General features: G+C 72.6%; 13 protein-coding genes and 1 pseudogene. 7 read left to right on the top strand and 7 right to left on the bottom strand.

What is annotated here, in order from left to right; translation table 11 throughout:
• Window positions 1-13: 13 nt before the first annotated feature.
• The 3 genes from ACZ7LT_RS09670 to ACZ7LT_RS09660 form a co-directional block, all read right to left on the bottom strand.
• The gene (locus ACZ7LT_RS09670; protein ID WP_471235438.1) at window positions 14-505 is read right to left on the bottom strand and encodes a hypothetical protein; all 492 of its coding nucleotides are present in this window, start codon (window positions 503-505) and stop codon (window positions 14-16) included.
• 215 nt (window positions 506-720) lie between these two features.
• Window positions 721-1,134: a PaaI family thioesterase gene (locus tag ACZ7LT_RS09665; RefSeq protein WP_019890852.1), complete on the bottom strand. Its 414-nt coding sequence runs from the start codon at window positions 1,132-1,134 to the stop codon at window positions 721-723.
• The gene (locus ACZ7LT_RS09660) at window positions 1,131-1,700 is read right to left on the bottom strand and encodes a sigma-70 family RNA polymerase sigma factor (RefSeq protein ID WP_471235437.1); all 570 of its coding nucleotides are present in this window, start codon (window positions 1,698-1,700) and stop codon (window positions 1,131-1,133) included. Before ACZ7LT_RS09660 ends, ACZ7LT_RS09665 begins: the two co-directional genes overlap by 4 nt.
• A 271-nt stretch (window positions 1,701-1,971) precedes the next feature.
• Here ACZ7LT_RS09660 and ACZ7LT_RS09655 point away from each other — a divergent pair, with 271 nt between their 5' ends.
• From ACZ7LT_RS09655 to ACZ7LT_RS09645, 3 genes are all read left to right on the top strand, one after another.
• On the top strand, window positions 1,972-3,147 hold the full coding sequence (locus ACZ7LT_RS09655) for a CapA family protein (protein ID WP_471235436.1): 1,176 nt from the start codon (window positions 1,972-1,974) through the stop codon (window positions 3,145-3,147).
• Between the two features lie 75 nt (window positions 3,148-3,222).
• Window positions 3,223-6,531 (top strand): bifunctional lysylphosphatidylglycerol synthetase/lysine--tRNA ligase LysX, encoded by a 3,309-nt coding sequence (lysX, locus tag ACZ7LT_RS09650; protein ID WP_471235435.1) that lies wholly within the window; start codon window positions 3,223-3,225, stop codon window positions 6,529-6,531.
• 108 nt (window positions 6,532-6,639) lie between these two features.
• Entirely contained in the window at window positions 6,640-7,464 is an 825-nt protein-coding gene (locus ACZ7LT_RS09645; protein ID WP_471235434.1) for a polysaccharide deacetylase family protein, read from the top strand.
• Window positions 7,465-7,501: 37 nt separating this feature from the next.
• Here the strand turns inward: ACZ7LT_RS09645 and ACZ7LT_RS09640 are convergent, their stop codons facing one another.
• Window positions 7,502-8,185 carry a class F sortase gene (locus ACZ7LT_RS09640; protein WP_471235433.1) on the bottom strand — a complete coding sequence of 228 codons (684 nt, stop codon included), beginning with the start codon at window positions 8,183-8,185 and terminating at the stop codon, window positions 7,502-7,504.
• A gap of 622 nt (window positions 8,186-8,807) precedes the next feature.
• Between ACZ7LT_RS09640 and ACZ7LT_RS09635 the strand changes: the two are divergent.
• Window positions 8,808-9,209 (top strand): annotated as a pseudogene (locus ACZ7LT_RS09635) (hypothetical protein); the annotation flags it as partial.
• A 103-nt stretch (window positions 9,210-9,312) separates the two neighbouring features.
• Here the strand turns inward: ACZ7LT_RS09635 and ACZ7LT_RS09630 are convergent.
• The 3 genes from ACZ7LT_RS09630 to ACZ7LT_RS09620 all read right to left on the bottom strand — a co-directional run bounded on the left by ACZ7LT_RS09630 (window position 9,313) and on the right by ACZ7LT_RS09620 (window position 11,372).
• A complete protein-coding gene (locus tag ACZ7LT_RS09630) occupies window positions 9,313-9,840 on the bottom strand; it encodes a hypothetical protein (RefSeq protein ID WP_471235432.1) in 528 nt (175 codons plus the stop codon).
• Window positions 9,841-10,017: 177 nt separating this feature from the next.
• Complete coding sequence (locus ACZ7LT_RS09625) at window positions 10,018-10,794, bottom strand: bestrophin-like domain (RefSeq protein ID WP_471235431.1); 777 nt, start codon at window positions 10,792-10,794, stop codon at window positions 10,018-10,020.
• Between the two features lie 14 nt (window positions 10,795-10,808).
• Entirely contained in the window at window positions 10,809-11,372 is a 564-nt protein-coding gene (locus ACZ7LT_RS09620; RefSeq protein WP_471235430.1) for a hypothetical protein, read from the bottom strand.
• 179 nt (window positions 11,373-11,551) lie between these two features.
• Between ACZ7LT_RS09620 and ACZ7LT_RS09615 the strand changes: the two genes are divergently transcribed.
• From ACZ7LT_RS09615 to ACZ7LT_RS09605, 3 genes are all read left to right on the top strand, one after another.
• Window positions 11,552-12,547, top strand: a complete 996-nt coding sequence (locus ACZ7LT_RS09615) for an SCO0930 family lipoprotein (protein ID WP_471235429.1) — start codon at window positions 11,552-11,554, stop codon at window positions 12,545-12,547.
• A 257-nt stretch (window positions 12,548-12,804) separates the two neighbouring features.
• Window positions 12,805-13,617: an SAM-dependent methyltransferase gene (locus ACZ7LT_RS09610; RefSeq protein ID WP_471235428.1), complete on the top strand. Its 813-nt coding sequence runs from the start codon at window positions 12,805-12,807 to the stop codon at window positions 13,615-13,617.
• Complete coding sequence (locus ACZ7LT_RS09605; RefSeq protein ID WP_471235427.1) at window positions 13,614-15,782, top strand: putative bifunctional diguanylate cyclase/phosphodiesterase; 2,169 nt, start codon at window positions 13,614-13,616, stop codon at window positions 15,780-15,782. Before ACZ7LT_RS09610 ends, ACZ7LT_RS09605 begins: the two co-directional genes overlap by 4 nt.
• The last annotated feature ends 12 nt before the right edge of the window (window positions 15,783-15,794 follow it).

Raw genomic sequence — 15,794 nt, 5'->3', positions numbered from 1 at the left:
TGCGGCCCCGGGGTCAGTACAGATGGATCGCGAGATGCCCGAGCGGCAGCCCCAGCCGCCAGGCGGGGGTCCACACCTGCGCCGACTCGTCGACGGGCCGGCCCGTGACGGTCAGGTCGGCGGCGAGCAGTTCGGTCGACTCCAGACGGCGCCAGGTCCGCCGGGCGAGTAAGAGATCGGGCCCGGGCCCGCCGTGCGGCTCGCGGGCCGCACGGGCGGCGAGCCGCTCGCGTACCCACTGGGGCCAGAGGTGGCCGTGCGAGGTGCGTGAGAGCCACTCGTCGATCCGGGCGACGGCGCGGACCCCGGCCAGCGCGCCGCTCTCGTCGCAGAGGTAGATCGTGAGCGCCAGCGTCTGTCTGCCGGCGAGGTATTCGAGCGAACCGGGGGCGACGAGCCGACCGGTGCGCAGCAGTTCGTCGGCCATCGACTCGGCGCTCCACCAGGCCATCGGTACGACCTGCTCGCCGCCTCCGCCGGTGCCGTTCGTGCTCTCGGGCAGCAACGTTCCCACCTTCTTCCGGACGTCGTGGACAGGGCCTCACGGACCTTGACGACGAGCCTGACCCGTGGGACACGGGTGTGGGCGGGTCTTTACCCAACTCGCCGGTGTGGTTTCCGATACGTATCCCGTCCACCGCGTGGCGTGAGAAAGCCGGTGCGGCGAGGGTGACTCAGGTGGTGTCGAGTGGCGTTCCGCAGACGCTTTCTGACGGTACGTCAGCCAAGTAGGGCGTACACGGCGGTCGCGTGTGCGGCCGTCTCGCCGGAGCCGTCGGCGCGCAGGGTGATGTCCGCGAACGCCATGCGCCGTCCGGTCTTCGTCAGCCGGGCGTGCACCAGCACATCCGCCCCGGTCACCGCGCGCTGGAAGCTGATCGACTGCTGGACGGTGGTCATCGGGACGAACCCGCCGCGCGCGGCGGCCACCGCGACCACCGTCGCGGTGTCGGCCGCGGCCATCATGGCCTGTCCGGACAGCCCGCCGCCCTCCCGGGCCAGCCGGTCCGACCAGGGCAGCCGCAGAACGGCCTCCTGGTCGCCGACCGTCATCACCGTCAGCCCGAGATCCAGGACCCAGGGGGCGAAGTTGTCGGCGAGGACCTTCTCGGCGGCGGCGGTCGTCAGCGTCACACGGTCATTGTGCGGGTGGCGCGCGGCGCGTGGGAAGAGCGGATGCGGCTGTATCCGGGCAGCCGGGGGCCGAGCGCGCGCAGCGCGTAGTACGAGCGGGACTTCACGGTCCCGGCGGGGATGCCCAGTTCCCGGGCGGCTTCGTTGACGGTCAGTCCGTCGAAGTAGAGCCGTACGAGCACGGCGCGGTGCTCGGCGCTCAGGCCCCGTACCGCCGCGCGGACGTCCAGGGCGACCGCGGCCGACTCGGTGGGGTCCGACGGGTCGGCGGCGGCCGCGAGCGCCCCGTCCCCGATCTCGGTGGGGCGGGCCATCCGGGAGCGGCGGGCGTCGATCGCCAGGCGCCGTCCGACGGTGAAGAGCCAGGGCCGCATCGACTCGTAGGGGGCCTCGAACGCCTCGGGGTGCTGCCAGGCCCGCACCAGGGTCTCCTGGAGCAGGTCCTCGGCCCGCTGCCGGTCCCCGTAGGTCAGGCCGAGCAGGAAGTTCAGCAGCGCGGGACCGTGCTCGCGCTGGAGCTCCTCCAGGGCCCGCTCGTCGGTCGTCGCCGTCGTCGCCGTCGTCATGTGCCACACCTCTTCCGCCCGCTCGTCGTCCGTGGCGTATCCGAACGCATTCGGTCGGCGAGGAACAGATCGCGTACCGCGGTGTGCGACGAGCGGTCGCACCGAGCGGCGAGTGGTGCGGCGAACGGTCGAGCGGAGCCGGTGTGTGCGCGGCGGGTCCGCTCTGGGGGATTCGAGTGTTTCACCCGTCCTGCCCCTTGACGCGGACTCATCCACCCTGTGGGGTCATAAATACGGATTGTCATACTCATTATGTGAGGGAGTCCGGCCCATGACCCAGCGCATGCGCCAGGGGGTGGTGGCCTTCGCCGCGGCCCTGCTCGCGGCGGCGACCGGCTGTTCCGACGCCCCGCACGGCCCCCTGCCCGCCCCCTCCCAGGAGCCCGCCGCACCCTCCGCCGCGGGCGCCGCCGCGCCGACCGGCTTCACCCTGGTGGCCTCCGGCGACGTCCTGCCGCACAACTCGGTCATCCGCCAGGCCGCCGCCGACGCGGGCGGCGCCGGCCACGACTTCCGCCCCATGTTCGCCGGGGTGCGCCCCGTCGTCTCCGGCGCCGATCTGGCCATCTGTCACATGGAGACCGTCTACGGCAAGGACGGCGGACCCTTCACCGGCTACCCCGCCTTCAAGTCGCCGCCCCAGGTCGCCGACGCCCTCGCCGCCACCGGTTACGACTCCTGCTCCACGGCCTCCAACCACACCCTGGACGATGGGGCCGCGGGCCTGGCCCGCACCCTGGACGCCCTCGACAAGGCGGGCGTCCGGCACGCCGGATCGGCCCGCACCGCCGCCGAGGCGGCGAGGCCCACCCTGCTGAAAGCCGGCGGCGCCACCGTCGCCCAGCTCGCCTACACCTACAGCACCAACGGCTACCCCCTCCCCGAAGGACAGCCCTGGGCGGTCAACCTCATCGACGAGCGGCAGATCCTCGCCGACGCCCGCACCGCCCGGAACGCGGGCGCCGACGTGGTCGTCGTGAGCCTGCACTGGGGCACCGAGTGGCAGACCGCCCCCGACTCCCAGCAGCTGAGCCTCGGCCGCTCCCTGACCGCCGCCCGGACCGGCGACCGCCCGGACATCGACCTCATCCTCGGCACCCACGCCCATGTCCCCCAGGCGTACGAGAAGGTCAACGGCACCTGGATCATCTACGGCATGGGCGACCAGATAGCCGGACCCATGGTCAACTACTCGGGCGCCTTCGACACACGGGGCAACCAGAGCTCCATCGGCCGTTTCACCTTCGCCCCGCCCCGCAGCCCCGGCGGGCGCTGGGAGGTGACCCGGGCCGAGTTCGTCCCGCAGTGGTACGACACCGGCACCGGACGGGTGGTCAACCTAGGCGCGGTGAAGGACGGTGCCGCCCTCGCCTCCGTCCGCGACACCATCCGGGACGTCGTCCTGGGACGGGGCGCCGCCAAGGACGGTCTGGTGATGGGGGAGTAGCCACGGAGGAGCGGCCGCCGGCGAAGCCCCGGCCGTCCGGGTGCGGGCCACCGAGCGCCTCCTTAGAGTCGGGTCATGAGTGTCCGCGCGGAGCAGCAGGCCTCTCCTGCACCCTCCCCGGCCGGCCCGGCCGGCCCCTCCCGGCGCTGGACGAGCGCGGTCCCGAACGTCTTCGCGACCTTCTTCGTCGTACTCGGCCTCTTCTGTGTGGTCCTCTCCCTGCTGCCGTTCCTCAGGCCCGCCCTCCGTCCGATCGCCTGGTTCGTGGACCGGGTCACCATCCCCGTCAGCGCCAACCTCGCCTACGCCGTCTTCCTGCTGCTGCTCGCCGCCGCCATCGGCGCCCGCAAGAAGGCCGCCTGGTGGCTCTTCGTCGCCTATCTGGCCCTCCTGATCCTCGCCGACGTCCTGCTGATCGCCCTCGACCGCGACCTCAGCTGGATCCCCAACCTCGTCCTGTCCCTTGCCGTGCTCGGGGTGCTGGCCCTGGCCCGGCACGAGTTCTACGCCGAGACCCGCCGCGGCGCCCTGCGCCGGGCGCTGCTCGTCCTCGTCCTCGGGCTCGCCGCCGGTGTCCTGGTCGGCTGGGGACTGGTCGAACTCTTCCCCGGGACGCTGCCGCGCGGCCAGCGGCTCGGCTGGGCCGCCAGCCGGGTCTTCGGCGGACTGGTCTCCGGCGCCCGCTTCGACGGCGCCCCGCCCCGCCCGCTCCCCTTCGTCCTCGGCCTCTTCGGCGCGCTCGCCCTGCTCGGCGCCGCCGTCACCCTCTTCCGGTCCCAGCGGATGGAAGCGGCCCTGCACGGCGACGAGGAACCGCGGATCCGGGCCCTGCTCGGCGCGTACGGCGCCCAGGACTCGCTGGGCTACTTCGCCACCCGCCGTGACAAGGCCGTCGTCTTCTCACCCAGCGGCAAGGCCGCCGTCACCTACCGCGTCGAGACGGGCGTATGCCTCGCCAGCGGCGACCCCGTCGGTGACCGGGAGGCCTGGACCCCGGCCATCGAAGCCTGGCTGGACGTCGCCCGCCGCTACGCCTGGGCCCCCGCCGTCATGGGCGCCTCCGAGGAGGGTGCCACCGCCTACGCCCGCTGCGGGCTCGGCGCCATCCAGCTCGGCGACGAGGCGATCCTCGACGTGGCCCGCTTCGACCTCGACGGCCGGGACATGCGGGTCACCCGGCAGGCCGTCAACCGGGTCGCCCGCACCGGCGCCACCACCGTCATCCGCCGCCACTCGGCCCTCACCGAGGACGAGATGAGCCGCATCATCGACAAGGCCGACACCTGGCGCGACACCGAGACCGAACGCGGCTTCTCCATGGCACTGGACCGGCTCGGCGACCCCGCCGACGGCGACTGCCTGCTCGTCGAGGCCTTCGACGCACAGGGCGAACTCATCGCCCTGCTCTCCTTCGTGCCGTGGGGCCGCGACGGCATCTCGCTCGACCTGATGCGCCGCGACCGCGGCGCGCCCAACGGCGTCATGGAGTTCATGGTCGCCGAGCTGTGCGCGCACGCCAGGAAACTCGGCGTCCGGCGGATCTCCCTCAACTTCGCCGTCTTCCGCTCCGCCTTCGAGGAGGGCGCCCGGATCGGCGCCGGACCCGTGCTGCGCGTCTGGCGCCGGCTCCTGCTCTTCTTCTCCAAGTGGTGGCAGCTGGAGGCGCTGTACCGCTCCAATGTGAAATACCAGCCCGAGTGGTATCCGCGCTTCCTCTGCTACGGGGACGCCGGCTCCCTCGCCCGGATCGGCCTCGCCTCCGGGATCGCCGAAGGGTTCGTCTCCGTACCGAGCCTGCGCAAGCTCTGGGGCAAGGGACACGCACGGCCCCGGGGCGGCGTCACCACCCCCGCCACCACCGAGGGCCTGCCCTCGATCGAGGAGCTCGGCCTGCCCGGCGGCCCCGGCGCACCGGCCGAGCGGCGCCTGCCCGAGCAGGTGCGCATCCGGCACCGCACCCTGGAGCGGCTGCGCGCCGAGGGCGTCGACCCCTACCCCGTCGGCGTCGCCCAGCGCACCGCCACCCTCGCGGAGATCACGCCGGAGCGGACCGGCGACCAGGTCACCGTCGCGGGCCGCGTCATGACCGTACGGGACCTCGGCGGCGTCGTCTTCGCCGTGCTGCGCGACTGGTCCGGCGACCGCCAGCTCGTCCTCACCCGCGACGGCTCCGGCGCCACGGTGCTGCGTACGTTCACCCGTGACATCGACCTCGGCGACCATGTCACCGCCACCGGCACCGTCGGAAGCAGCGACCGCGGGGAACTCTCCGTCTTCGTCACCACCTGGCAGCTCACGGCCAAATGCCTGCGCCCGCTGCCCGACAAGCGCCGCGGCCTGGCCGACCCCGAGGCCCGCGTCCGCCGCCGCTACCTCGACCTGGTCGCCCGCCCCGAGGCCCGCCGGATCGTCCGCGCCCGCTCCACCGCCGTCCAGGCGCTGCGCCAGGGACTGCTCGACCGCGGCTATCTGGAGGTCGAGACACCGATGCTCCAGCAGATCCACGGCGGAGCCAACGCCCGCCCCTTCACCACCCACATCAACGCCTACGACCTCGACCTGTACCTGCGGATCGCGCCCGAGCTCTATCTCAAACGCCTCTGCGTCGGCGGCCTGGAGAAGGTCTTCGAGATGGGCCGCACCTTCCGCAACGAAGGCGTCTCCTACAAGCACAACCCCGAGTTCACGATGCTGGAGGCCTATCAGGCCTACGCCGACTACGACGTGATGCTCGACCTCACCCGTGAACTCATCCAGGGCGCGGCCACCGCCGCCTTCGGCGCGCCCGTCGCCCACAAGGCCGGCCCCGACGGCTCCCTCACCGTCCATGACATCTCCGGCCCCTGGCCGGTCAGGACGGTGTACGGCGCGGTGTCCGAGGCGCTCGGCGAGGAGGTCGGCGCCGACACCGAGGAGCAGGCGCTGCGCCGGCTCTGCGACCGCGCCGGAGTCCCGCACACCCCCGACGACACCCGCGGCGACATCGTCCTCGAAATGTACGAACGCCTCGTCGAGGAACGCACCACGCTGCCCACCTTCTACAAGGACTTCCCCACCGACGTCTCCCCGCTGACCCGCCAGCACCGCCACGACCCGCGCCTGGCCGAACGCTGGGACCTCGTCGCCTTCGGTACGGAACTGGGCACCGCCTACTCGGAGTTGACCGACCCGGTGGAGCAGCGGCGGCGCCTGACCGCGCAGTCCCTGCTCGCCGCCGGCGGCGACCCGGAGGCCATGGAGCTCGACGAGGACTTCCTCGACGCCCTGGAGTACGCGATGCCGCCCACCGGCGGTCTCGGCATCGGGGTCGACCGGCTCGTCATGTTCCTCACCGGCCTCACCATCCGCGAGACCCTGCCCTTCCCTCTCGTACGGCGCACCTGATCCGTTCATCGGCTGATCGGCTCATCGGGTGTTTTCGGTGGCGGGCCCCGTGTTGCTGCGCCGTCCGGGCCCGCGCCGTGCGTGCCATGAACCATGAGGAACGATTCGATGCCCACACGCCGCCGGGCGGTGCTGCGCCTCGCCGCCGCGCTCGGTGCCACCGCCACGGTCGGCGTCTTCGCCGGCGATCGGGCCACCGCGCCCGGCCCGCCGCCCGGCGCCACCGCCCCCGCCGCGGGTGCCCCGAGGGCGGCGGGCCGGCCGAAACCGTCGGCGTACCGGCTCCAGCCCATGACCGCCTACGCGCCCCCGCGCCACCGGCGGGCCCTGCCCCCGTCCCGTCAGCGCCCCTTCCTGCGGATGTCCGGGGTGGGCAACGCGATGGTGCTCACCTTCGACGACGGGCCTGACCCCCGCTACACCCCGGCGATCCTGCGCACCCTGCGCGCGTACGAGGTGCGGGCCATGTTCTTCGTCTGTGGCGAGATGGCCGTGGCCCACCCCGACCTGCTGCGCGAGATGGCCGACGACGGCCATGTGGTCGGCAACCACTCCTGGTCCCATCCGCTGATCCCCACCCTGCCGCCCTCCCGGATCAGGGACGAACTGGGCAGCACCAGCGACATCGTGGAGAAGACCCTCGGCAGCCCGCCGCTGTGGTACCGCGCTCCGTTCGGCGCCTGGAACCGGCACTCCTTCGAGATCGGCGCCGAGCTCGGCATGGAGCCGCTCGCCTGGACCTGCGACAGCCTCGACTGGAAGGAGCCCGGCACCGGCTTCATCGTGCGCCGCGTCCTCGACGGCGCGGGGCCCGGCGTCGTGGTCCTCTCCCACGACGCGGGCGGCGACCGCTCCCAGAGCGTGGCCGCGCTGCGCCGGTATCTGCCGGAACTGCTGCGCGCCGGCTACCGCATGATGGTCCCGCGCCGCTGAACCGGCCCGCCCCGCTGAACGGTCCGGGCTCGGCCGTTCAGCGGGTGGCGACCATCCGGGCGTAGACCACGACGTTGCCGGTGTAGCCGTCCGTTCGCGAGTAGCCGCCGCCGCAGGTGATGACCCTGAGCTCGGCGTGCCCGGTGTCGCCGTAGACCTGCGCGCCGGGGAAATCCTCCTTGGAGTACACCTCCACGCCGTACACCTCGAAGACGGCGACCTGGCCGTCGTACCGCTCCACCTCGACGAGCCGGCCCTTCTCGAGCGCCCCCAGACCGTAGAAGACGGCCGGTCCGGAGAGGTTGTCGACATGGCCGACGACCACCGCCGTGCCGCGCTGGCCGGGCGCCACGCCGTTCTGGTACCACCCCGCCAGATTGTGGTCCTGGGCCGGCGGCGCCTCGATCCAGCCGGAGGCGTCCAGACCCACGTCCATGATCGCGGCGTTGACATTGATCGCGTCGATCCTGATCCGGGACGCCGGTGCGTACGGAAGCGTGCGCAGCGAAGCCCCCGGCGTGGGGGCGGCGTCGATGAGGCGGCTGTCCGGCGCGGACGCCGCCGCGGGCTGCGGCGGTCCCGCGGTCGGGTCCACGCCGTTCCTCATCATGGCCAGGCCGGAGAGCATGGCGAGGGCGAGGACCCCCCAGGGGGAGCGCCTTTTGAGGACAGAGCTGAAAGAGACCGAGCTGAACGCCGAGCCGCCGGGGTGCGGGCCCATGGTTCTCCCTTCGTGGCATCTGTTTCGCACGGTAAGGGCGAGCCGCCAGGACGGCGATCAGGGAGGGGCGAACGGGTGGCGGGGGTGGGGACGCCCGCGCTCCGGCCGGGCACGGACCGGCGGGTGGGTGACGGCCGGATGATCCATCCGAGTCATCACCATATAAAAGTTCTGACGGCGTGTGACCTGCGCGTCCGTCAGGTTCCGGAGCCCGGCCCCGGCGTGTCGCCTCACCGGGGTGGCCGAGCGCCGACATGCGAGCTTCGTCCCCTCTTGTGAGGGTGCGTCATGAGAGGCGTACTCGTCGAACTTCCCGGAGCACCGCTTTGGGGCGCCTTTCACAGGAGGTTCCACAATGCGTGCTGCACGCGCTCTGGCGGTGGCCGCCACCGCCTTCGCGGCTCTAGGGCTCATGGCCCCGGCCGCCACCGCCACCACCGGCGGCCCCCCCGCAGGCGGGGGCGACAACAGAGGCCCCAATTTCGGCGGGGACGACAACCGAGGTCCCAACGCCGGCGGGGGCGACGGCAGAGGTCCCAACGCCGGCGGGGGCGACGGCAGAGGTCCCAACGTCGGCGGGGGCGACGGCAGGGGCCCCAATGCCGGCGGGGGCGACGGCAGGGGCCCCACCGATGTCACCGTCAACCCCTTCTCGGTCCACCAGGGGGCGACGCTCACCATCACCGTGCGCGGCTGCGACCGCGGCGGCACGGTCTCGTCCAACGCCTTCCCGACGACCAACCTGTCGCAGCAGCGTGGCGGTCTGTCCACCGCGGTGGCCCGCATCCACGACCAAGCCACCCCGGGCGACTACAACCTCGCCGTCAGGTGCAACGACAGCAACCGCGTGGCCACGGCGCAGTTCCGGGTCCTGGCCGGCCGGGGCGCGCAGGGCGGCCTCGGCGGTTCGCTCGGCCCCAGCTCCACCGAAATGGCCGTCGGCGGCGGGCTGTTCGCGGCGGCCGCCCTGGGCGGCGGGATCTTCGTGATCCGCCGCCGCCGTATGCACGACTCGAAGGCCTGACCGGCCGACGAACCTCCCGGTCGGCCGAGTACGCCCGTCGCCCCCGAGTCCTGGCGTGGACTCGGGGGCGACGGGCGTACTCGGCCGTGTTCCTGGCGCCGGCTCAATGACGGCGTGCCGCGCGCCGGCGCAGCGTCCAGAACAGACCCGCGGCGGCCGCCACGACCAGAGCGCCGCCGGCGGCGATGGTGCCGGCGTCCATGCCGGCCTTCGAGCCGCCCAGACCGCCCTGGACGCCACGCGGCGGGGTGAGGGCGGTCGAGCTGATGGTCGGGGTGGCGGTGGCGCCGCCGGCGATCCTCAGATCCAGGGTGCCCGTCGGGCCGCCGGTGCAGACGAAGGAGACCGTGTACACGGCGCCGCGCCGGGCGTCCCAGTCGACCGTGGCGGTCGTCGAGGAGCCTGGCGGGATCGTGGCGGTGTCGAAGACACCCGAGGACGCCGTCGCCGTGCTGCGGCAGCCGGGCGCGCTGAGCGTGACCCGGCCGCCGGGGGCGACGGTCGACGGCGACAGGGCGAAGTCGCCCGGGGCCTTGGCGGTGTCGGCCGCCACGGCGGCCGGGACGGGAGCGGTGAGGGCGAGAGCGGCCGCCCCCAGCAGAGCGGCTGTTGCGGCACGTATCGCGCGCATGGTGAATCCTCCGGGTCCCGAGGAGCAGCTGCGGAAGCGATTTCCACATAGGACGGGATATGCACCTCGATGCCGGACACGCTAGGAGCGCCCTACCACACTCGCGATCTCAGACGGGCGAACGGGTCATCCATGTCACCCGAACGGCCGGGCCCCGCCGCCCGGCCGGACCTCGGCTCAGTCCCCGGTCCGCGGGAACAGATCGGTGAACGGTGTCGCCGTCGCGGAGATGCCCCGCCCGAACGGCGCGTCGAACGCCCAGATCAGGAAGAGCAGGAACGCGATCAGGGCGCTGAAGAGACCGGCGAGCAGCAGTTCACGGAACGTCCGCCGGATCTGGAGCGTGAAGATCAGGCCAACGGTCACCAGGGCGCCGGTGATCAGACCGAACCACACCACCCCCGGCATCGTCGCCTCCGCGTTCTCGCCGCGCGCCCCCCGGGCGTCGTCGACCACCGCCACCTGGTCCACCAGCGGCTGATACGCCTGCCCCTCGTGGTCGTCGGCCGGCCGGTAGTCGGTCACCGAGCGGCGCAACTTCGCCAGCAGCTCCGTCCCCCGGTCCGTCAGCTCCCCGTGCTCCGCCATGTGGGGCCACTCCTTGGTGACGACATGGTCGACGTACGCCTCGGCGTCCGCGCGGATCCGGTCGCGCACCGCCGGCGGATAGACCTCCACCCGCTCGGAGATCTCGTGCAGCGCCTGGGCCTCGTGGCGCACGGTGTCCTGCGCGCCGCCACGGGCCTCCCACACGCCGGCGATGGCCAGGCCCAGGACGATCGCGTAGATCACGCCGATCATCATCGTCATGTACTCCATGACGTCCGGCGTCTGGGTGGGGTCGTCGTCCTCGCCGAGCCGACGGTCGACCCGCCGGTGGTTGATGACGACGATCGTCAGCACGACGGCGCAGGCGGCGGCCATCGCGATGGTCAGAACAAGCCATTCCGACAAGGAAATCCTCCGGCTCAGCGGGATCGGGGGCGCAGGGCGGCGGTCGCGAGCACCGCGGGGGCGGTGACCAGGAGCATCAGGTGGACCAGGGTGGGGCCGCCGCGGGGTTCGGGGCGCTGGATCCGCCGGTAGGAGGGCAGCGCGACCGGGGTCGGGGACGGGGGCCGGGGGCGCACGGTCGGCTGCGGCTCCCGCTTCGGCTCGGGGCGGGGCTTCGGCCTGGGCGCCGGTGCCGGCGGCTCGGGCGCGGGCGGTGGTGGCGGTGGTGGCGGCGGGGGAGGCGGGGGGACCTCCCGTACGGGCGGGGGAGGGGGAAGGGGCGCGGGCGCCGGGGGCGGCTCCGGCGGGGGAGGGGGCGGCGGCTTCGGCACCGGCGAAGGACCGGTTCTGCAGACCGCGGAGCCCGCCACCGCGACCGCCGTCGTCTCCTCCTCCCCGATCGTGGCGATGGTGCAGCTGTCCGCGGGGGCGACCGCGAAGACGGGGGCCGGACCGGCGAGCAGCCACAAGAACGCGGCCGCCGCCAAGGACCGGGCGACGTGTGATCCGTACACGCCGATCAGCATGGTCAACGGCATCGGCCCCTACTCCGTATGCGGCGCGGATTCCCCGGATGGAGGGGTTCGCTGGCACATGTGTGTGGGGCGTCCGGAATTTTTTTCCGCGGCGTTGAACACGGCCGCCACCCCCGCCCGTACATAGGGCCATGAGCGGCACACAGAGCGCCGCAACGGGACTCGACCCAACGGGAGATGACATGAACACCTGGCGCAACGCCTCGCTCGCGCTGACCGCCGCGGCCGTTCTCGCGCTGACGACGGCGTGTGGTCAGGACAACGGGAACAACCTCGGAGGGCAGTCCGTCGGAGCGGCCAACCCGGCCGCCGCCGGTGCGGAGAACGGCTACGGCTCCGACGGCGGTTACGGCTCCGGATCCGGCGCGCAGACCGCCAAGCCCGCCGGTCAGCTCGCCCTCTCGGACACCAAGAAACTCGGCAAGGTCGTCACCGACAGCGAGGGCTACACCCTCTACCGCTTCGACAAGGACAGCGCGAGCCCCCCGAAGGCGACCTGCGAGGGCGAATGCGCCAAGGCCTGGCCGGTGGTGGCCGCCGACGACGCCAAGGCGGCCGCCGGGATGGACGCCTCCCTGCTCGGCGAGGTCACCCGCGCCGACGGCAGCAAGCAACTGACCCTGGCCGGCTGGCCGCTGTACCGCTATGCCAAGGACACCAAGCCCGGTGACACCAACGGGCAGGGCGTGGGCGGCACCTGGTTCGCCGCCGCCCCCGACGGCAAGAAGGCCGCCGGCGGAGGCGCGGGTGCCGAGGAAGGCGCGGAAGAGGGCGCGGAGGAGGGCGCCGAGGACGAGGGAGCCCAGCAGGCCGACCTCGCCGGCCTCTCGGTCCGCAAGGACCCCAAGCTCGGCGACATCGTGGTCGACTCCAAGGGCATGACCGTCTACCGCTTCACCAAGGACTCGGCCTGGCCGATGAAGACCGCCTGCACCGGCGAGTGCCTGGAGAAGTGGCCGGTCGTCGCCCCCGTCGACAAGAACGACACCGAGGGCATCACGAAGAAGGGCTACGTGACCTTCTCCCGCCCCGACGGAGTCAAGCAGCAGACCATCGACTGCTGGCCGCTGTACACCTTCGCGGCCGACAAGAAGCCCGGTGACACCAACGGGCAGGGCGTGGGCGGCAGCTGGTACGCCGTCGACCCCGAAGGAAAGCTGGTCGGAGCGCCCAAGTAGGTCCCCCACCCCCGCGCCTCCGGCCCGAACCGGCCCGCCGTCCAGCCCCTCCCGGCCGACGGCGGGCCGGTCGTCCGTGCGAGGGCACGGACCCTCTGTGGCACCGCACATGACAATGGCGTGTGACCAAGAACGGACCGCGAATTTCCGTTTCTGCTCGCTCTCCCGGCGGGCGATCAGTAGCCTCGGCTCGAACACCCGGCCACGCGCATGGCCGTACCGTCCGTACCGTCCGTGGCGACTTGTTGGAGACTTCGATGGAGCGTCCCGCCTGGGCCCCGCCGGGCATCGATCTTTCGGTGCCGAGCGTGTCCCGCATGTACGACTACTACCTGGGCGGTTCGCACAACTTCGAGGTCGACCGGGAAGCCGCCCGCAGGGCGATGGAGTTCATGCCGGGGCTGCCCAAAATCATGCAGGCGAACCGGGCGTTCATGCGGCGCGCCGTCCGCCACGCCGTCGACGAGGGCATCACCCAGTTCCTCGACATCGGCTCCGGCATACCGACGTTCGGCAACGTCCACGAGGTCGCCCAGGCCGCCAGTCCCGACGCGCGCGTCGTGTACGTCGACCACGACCCGGTCGCCGTCGCCCACAGCCAGGCCGTCCTGGCCGGCCACGACCGGGCCACCGTCGTCGCCGCCGACCTGCGCAAGCCGCAGGACATCCTGACCGACCCGAGGACCACCGCACTCCTCGACCTCGACCGGCCGGTGGCACTGCTCCTCGTCGCCGTCCTGCACTTCCTGGAGGACGAGGACGAGCCCGCGCGCGCCGTCGCCGAACTGCGCGACGCCCTCGCCCCCGGCAGCCTGCTCATCCTCAGCCACGCCTCCTTCGAGGGCATCCCGCTGCCCGAGGAGCAGGCGGGCGGCACCGTCGGCGTCTACCGCTCCATCCGCAACCCGCTGGTGATGCGCTCGCGCGCGGAGGTCACCGCGTTTTTCGACGGTTTCGAGATCGTCGAGCCCGGCCTGGTGTCCATGCCGCACTGGCGGCCCGAGGGGCCGGTCGACCAGGAGGATCCGTACGCCTTCTCGGGCTTCGCAGGGGTGGGGCGCAAGGCGTGATGATGCCGGCTCAGGCGTCCGGGACCGCGGCGGAACCGGACGGCCTGGAGGACAGACTCAGACGGTTCGCGACGATCTGGAGCCGGGCGATCTTCCCCGTCACCGCGACGTCGCTGACCCGCCCCGAATTCGAAGAGCATCTGCTGCCGCTCGCCCGCTCGCTCCGCGACGCGCTGCACCGGCGCCCCTTCGACGCGAGCCCCGCGCAGCGCGCGGGCGCCGCCCTGGTGGCCGCCCACTGCACCGACACCGACGCGCTCACCCGCACCCTCGGCGTCATCGAGTCCTACCTCGTGCTCTACTGCGGCGCCCTCGGGGACACCCCCGCCGAGGAGCTGCGGGCCCGCTGCGCCCGGCTCCAGCACGCGCTGGCCGGCGGGTTCGCCCAGGCCCTGCGCGAGCGCACGCTCGTCGAGCAGGAGGCCATCGCCCGCTCGGCGCTGGCGGCCCGCAGCGACGCCCAGGAGGCCCTGCACGCCACCGAGACGCGGTTCCGGGCCGTCTTCGAAGGCGCCGCCATCGGGATCGGGATCGCCGACCTCGACGGCAACGTGGTGGAGGTCAACGAAGCCCTCACCCGGATGTTCGGCGGCCTGGAGAGCAGTGTGCGCCGCCGTAACGTCAGCGAGTGGGTGCACCCCGAGGACGCCCCGCACGTGTGGAAGCTCTACGGCGAACTGGTCCGCGGCGAACGCGACCACTACCGCGTGGAGAAGCCCTACTACCGCGGCGACGGCACGGTCCTGTGGACCAACCTGACGGTCTCGCTGCTGCGCGACGCCGAAGGCCGCCCGCAGTACCAGCTGGCGCTGATGGAGGACACCACCGAACGCCGGCTGCTCAATCTGCGGCTGCGCTACGAGGCCACCCATGACGCGCTGACCGGACTGCCCAACCGCACCCTCTTCTTCGAACGCCTGGACAAGGCCGTCTCCGCCACCGACGGCAGCCGCTTCGGCCTGTGCTACCTCGATCTGGACGGGTTCAAGGCCATCAACGACAGCCTCGGCCACTCCTCGGGCGACCGGCTCCTGGTCGAGGTCGCCGACCGGCTGCAGAGCGTCGCCACCCGCCCCGGCGAGATGGTCGCCCGGCTCGGCGGCGACGAGTTCGTCGCGCTCACCACCGGCCCCGACACCCAGACCGAGGTCGCCGAACTCGCCCACCGCATCCTGGGCGCGCTCGCCACCCCCGTCCGGCTCGACGGCCGGGAGCTCACCGTGCGCGGCAGCGTCGGCGTGGTCGAGGGCCCGGCCGGCGAACGTACCTCGGCGGAGGTGCTGCGCAGCGCCGACATCACGATGTACCGGGCCAAGTCGGCCGGCGGCAACCGCTACGAGTACGCCGACCCGGAGGCCGACGCCCGTGCGATCACCCGGCACGGGCTCACCACCGCGCTGCCCGCCGCCCTGGAGCGCGGCGAGTTCTTCATCGAGTACCAGCCGCTGGTGCACCTGGGCGACGGCAGTGTCCACGGCGCGGAGGCGCTGGTGCGCTGGTGCCATCCGCAGCACGGCGTGCTCGGCCCCGACCGGTTCATCCCGCTCGCCGAACACACCGGCCTGATCGTGCCCTTGGGCCGCTGGGTGCTCCAGGAAGCCGTACGCCAAGCGCGCTACTGGCAGACCCGGCACGCCGACGGCGGACCGCTGCGGATCAACGTCAACCTCTCGCCGACCCAGCTGCACCACCCCGGCCTGGTCGCCGACACCGTCGACGTCCTGGAGCGCTCCGGCCTCGAACCGGGCGCGCTGTGCCTGGAAGTCACCGAGTCGGCGCTGATCGGCGCGGACGAGGACCTCCTCAAGCCGCTGCGGCAGCTCGCCGACATGGGCGTGGACATAGCGCTCGACGACTTCGGCACCGGCTACTCGAACCTGGCGAACCTGCGCCGGCTGCCGGTGAGCGTGCTGAAACTGGACCGCTCCTTCACCCAGAGCATGCAGCAGCACCCGGCGGACCCGGTCGATCTGAAGATCGTCGAGGGGATCGTCTCGCTGGCGCACAGCCTGGAGCTGGCGGTGACGGTGGAGGGCGTGGAGACCGGCGCCCAGGCGGAGCAGCTGCGCGAGCTGGGCTGCGACACGGCCCAGGGCTGGTACTACGCCCGCCCCGGCGCCCCGGACCGTATCCACTCACTGGTCCTGGCGGACGCGGTGCAGTGAGCGCGCGCCCCG

The sequence above is a fragment of the Streptomyces sp. NPDC039465 genome (genome assembly GCF_055639315.1).
This window is presented reverse-complemented; position numbering and strand designations above follow the sequence as displayed.

Excerpts from the sequence above, each read along its gene's own strand:
- ACZ7LT_RS09630 (WP_471235432.1), bottom strand. The coding sequence starts at position 9,840 with ATGCGCGCGATACGTGCCGCAACAGCCGCTCTGCTGGGGGCGGCCGCT.
- ACZ7LT_RS09620 (WP_471235430.1), bottom strand. The coding sequence starts at position 11,372 with ATGCCGTTGACCATGCTGATCGGCGTGTACGGATCACACGTCGCCCGG.
- lysX (WP_471235435.1), top strand. The coding sequence starts at position 3,223 with ATGAGTGTCCGCGCGGAGCAGCAGGCCTCTCCTGCACCCTCCCCGGCC.
- ACZ7LT_RS09655 (WP_471235436.1), top strand. The coding sequence starts at position 1,972 with ATGACCCAGCGCATGCGCCAGGGGGTGGTGGCCTTCGCCGCGGCCCTG.
- ACZ7LT_RS09645 (WP_471235434.1), top strand. The coding sequence starts at position 6,640 with ATGCCCACACGCCGCCGGGCGGTGCTGCGCCTCGCCGCCGCGCTCGGT.
- ACZ7LT_RS09660 (WP_471235437.1), bottom strand. The coding sequence starts at position 1,700 with ATGACGACGGCGACGACGGCGACGACCGACGAGCGGGCCCTGGAGGAG.
- ACZ7LT_RS09640 (WP_471235433.1), bottom strand. The coding sequence starts at position 8,185 with ATGGGCCCGCACCCCGGCGGCTCGGCGTTCAGCTCGGTCTCTTTCAGC.
- ACZ7LT_RS09615 (WP_471235429.1), top strand. The coding sequence starts at position 11,552 with ATGAACACCTGGCGCAACGCCTCGCTCGCGCTGACCGCCGCGGCCGTT.
- ACZ7LT_RS09610 (WP_471235428.1), top strand. The coding sequence starts at position 12,805 with ATGGAGCGTCCCGCCTGGGCCCCGCCGGGCATCGATCTTTCGGTGCCG.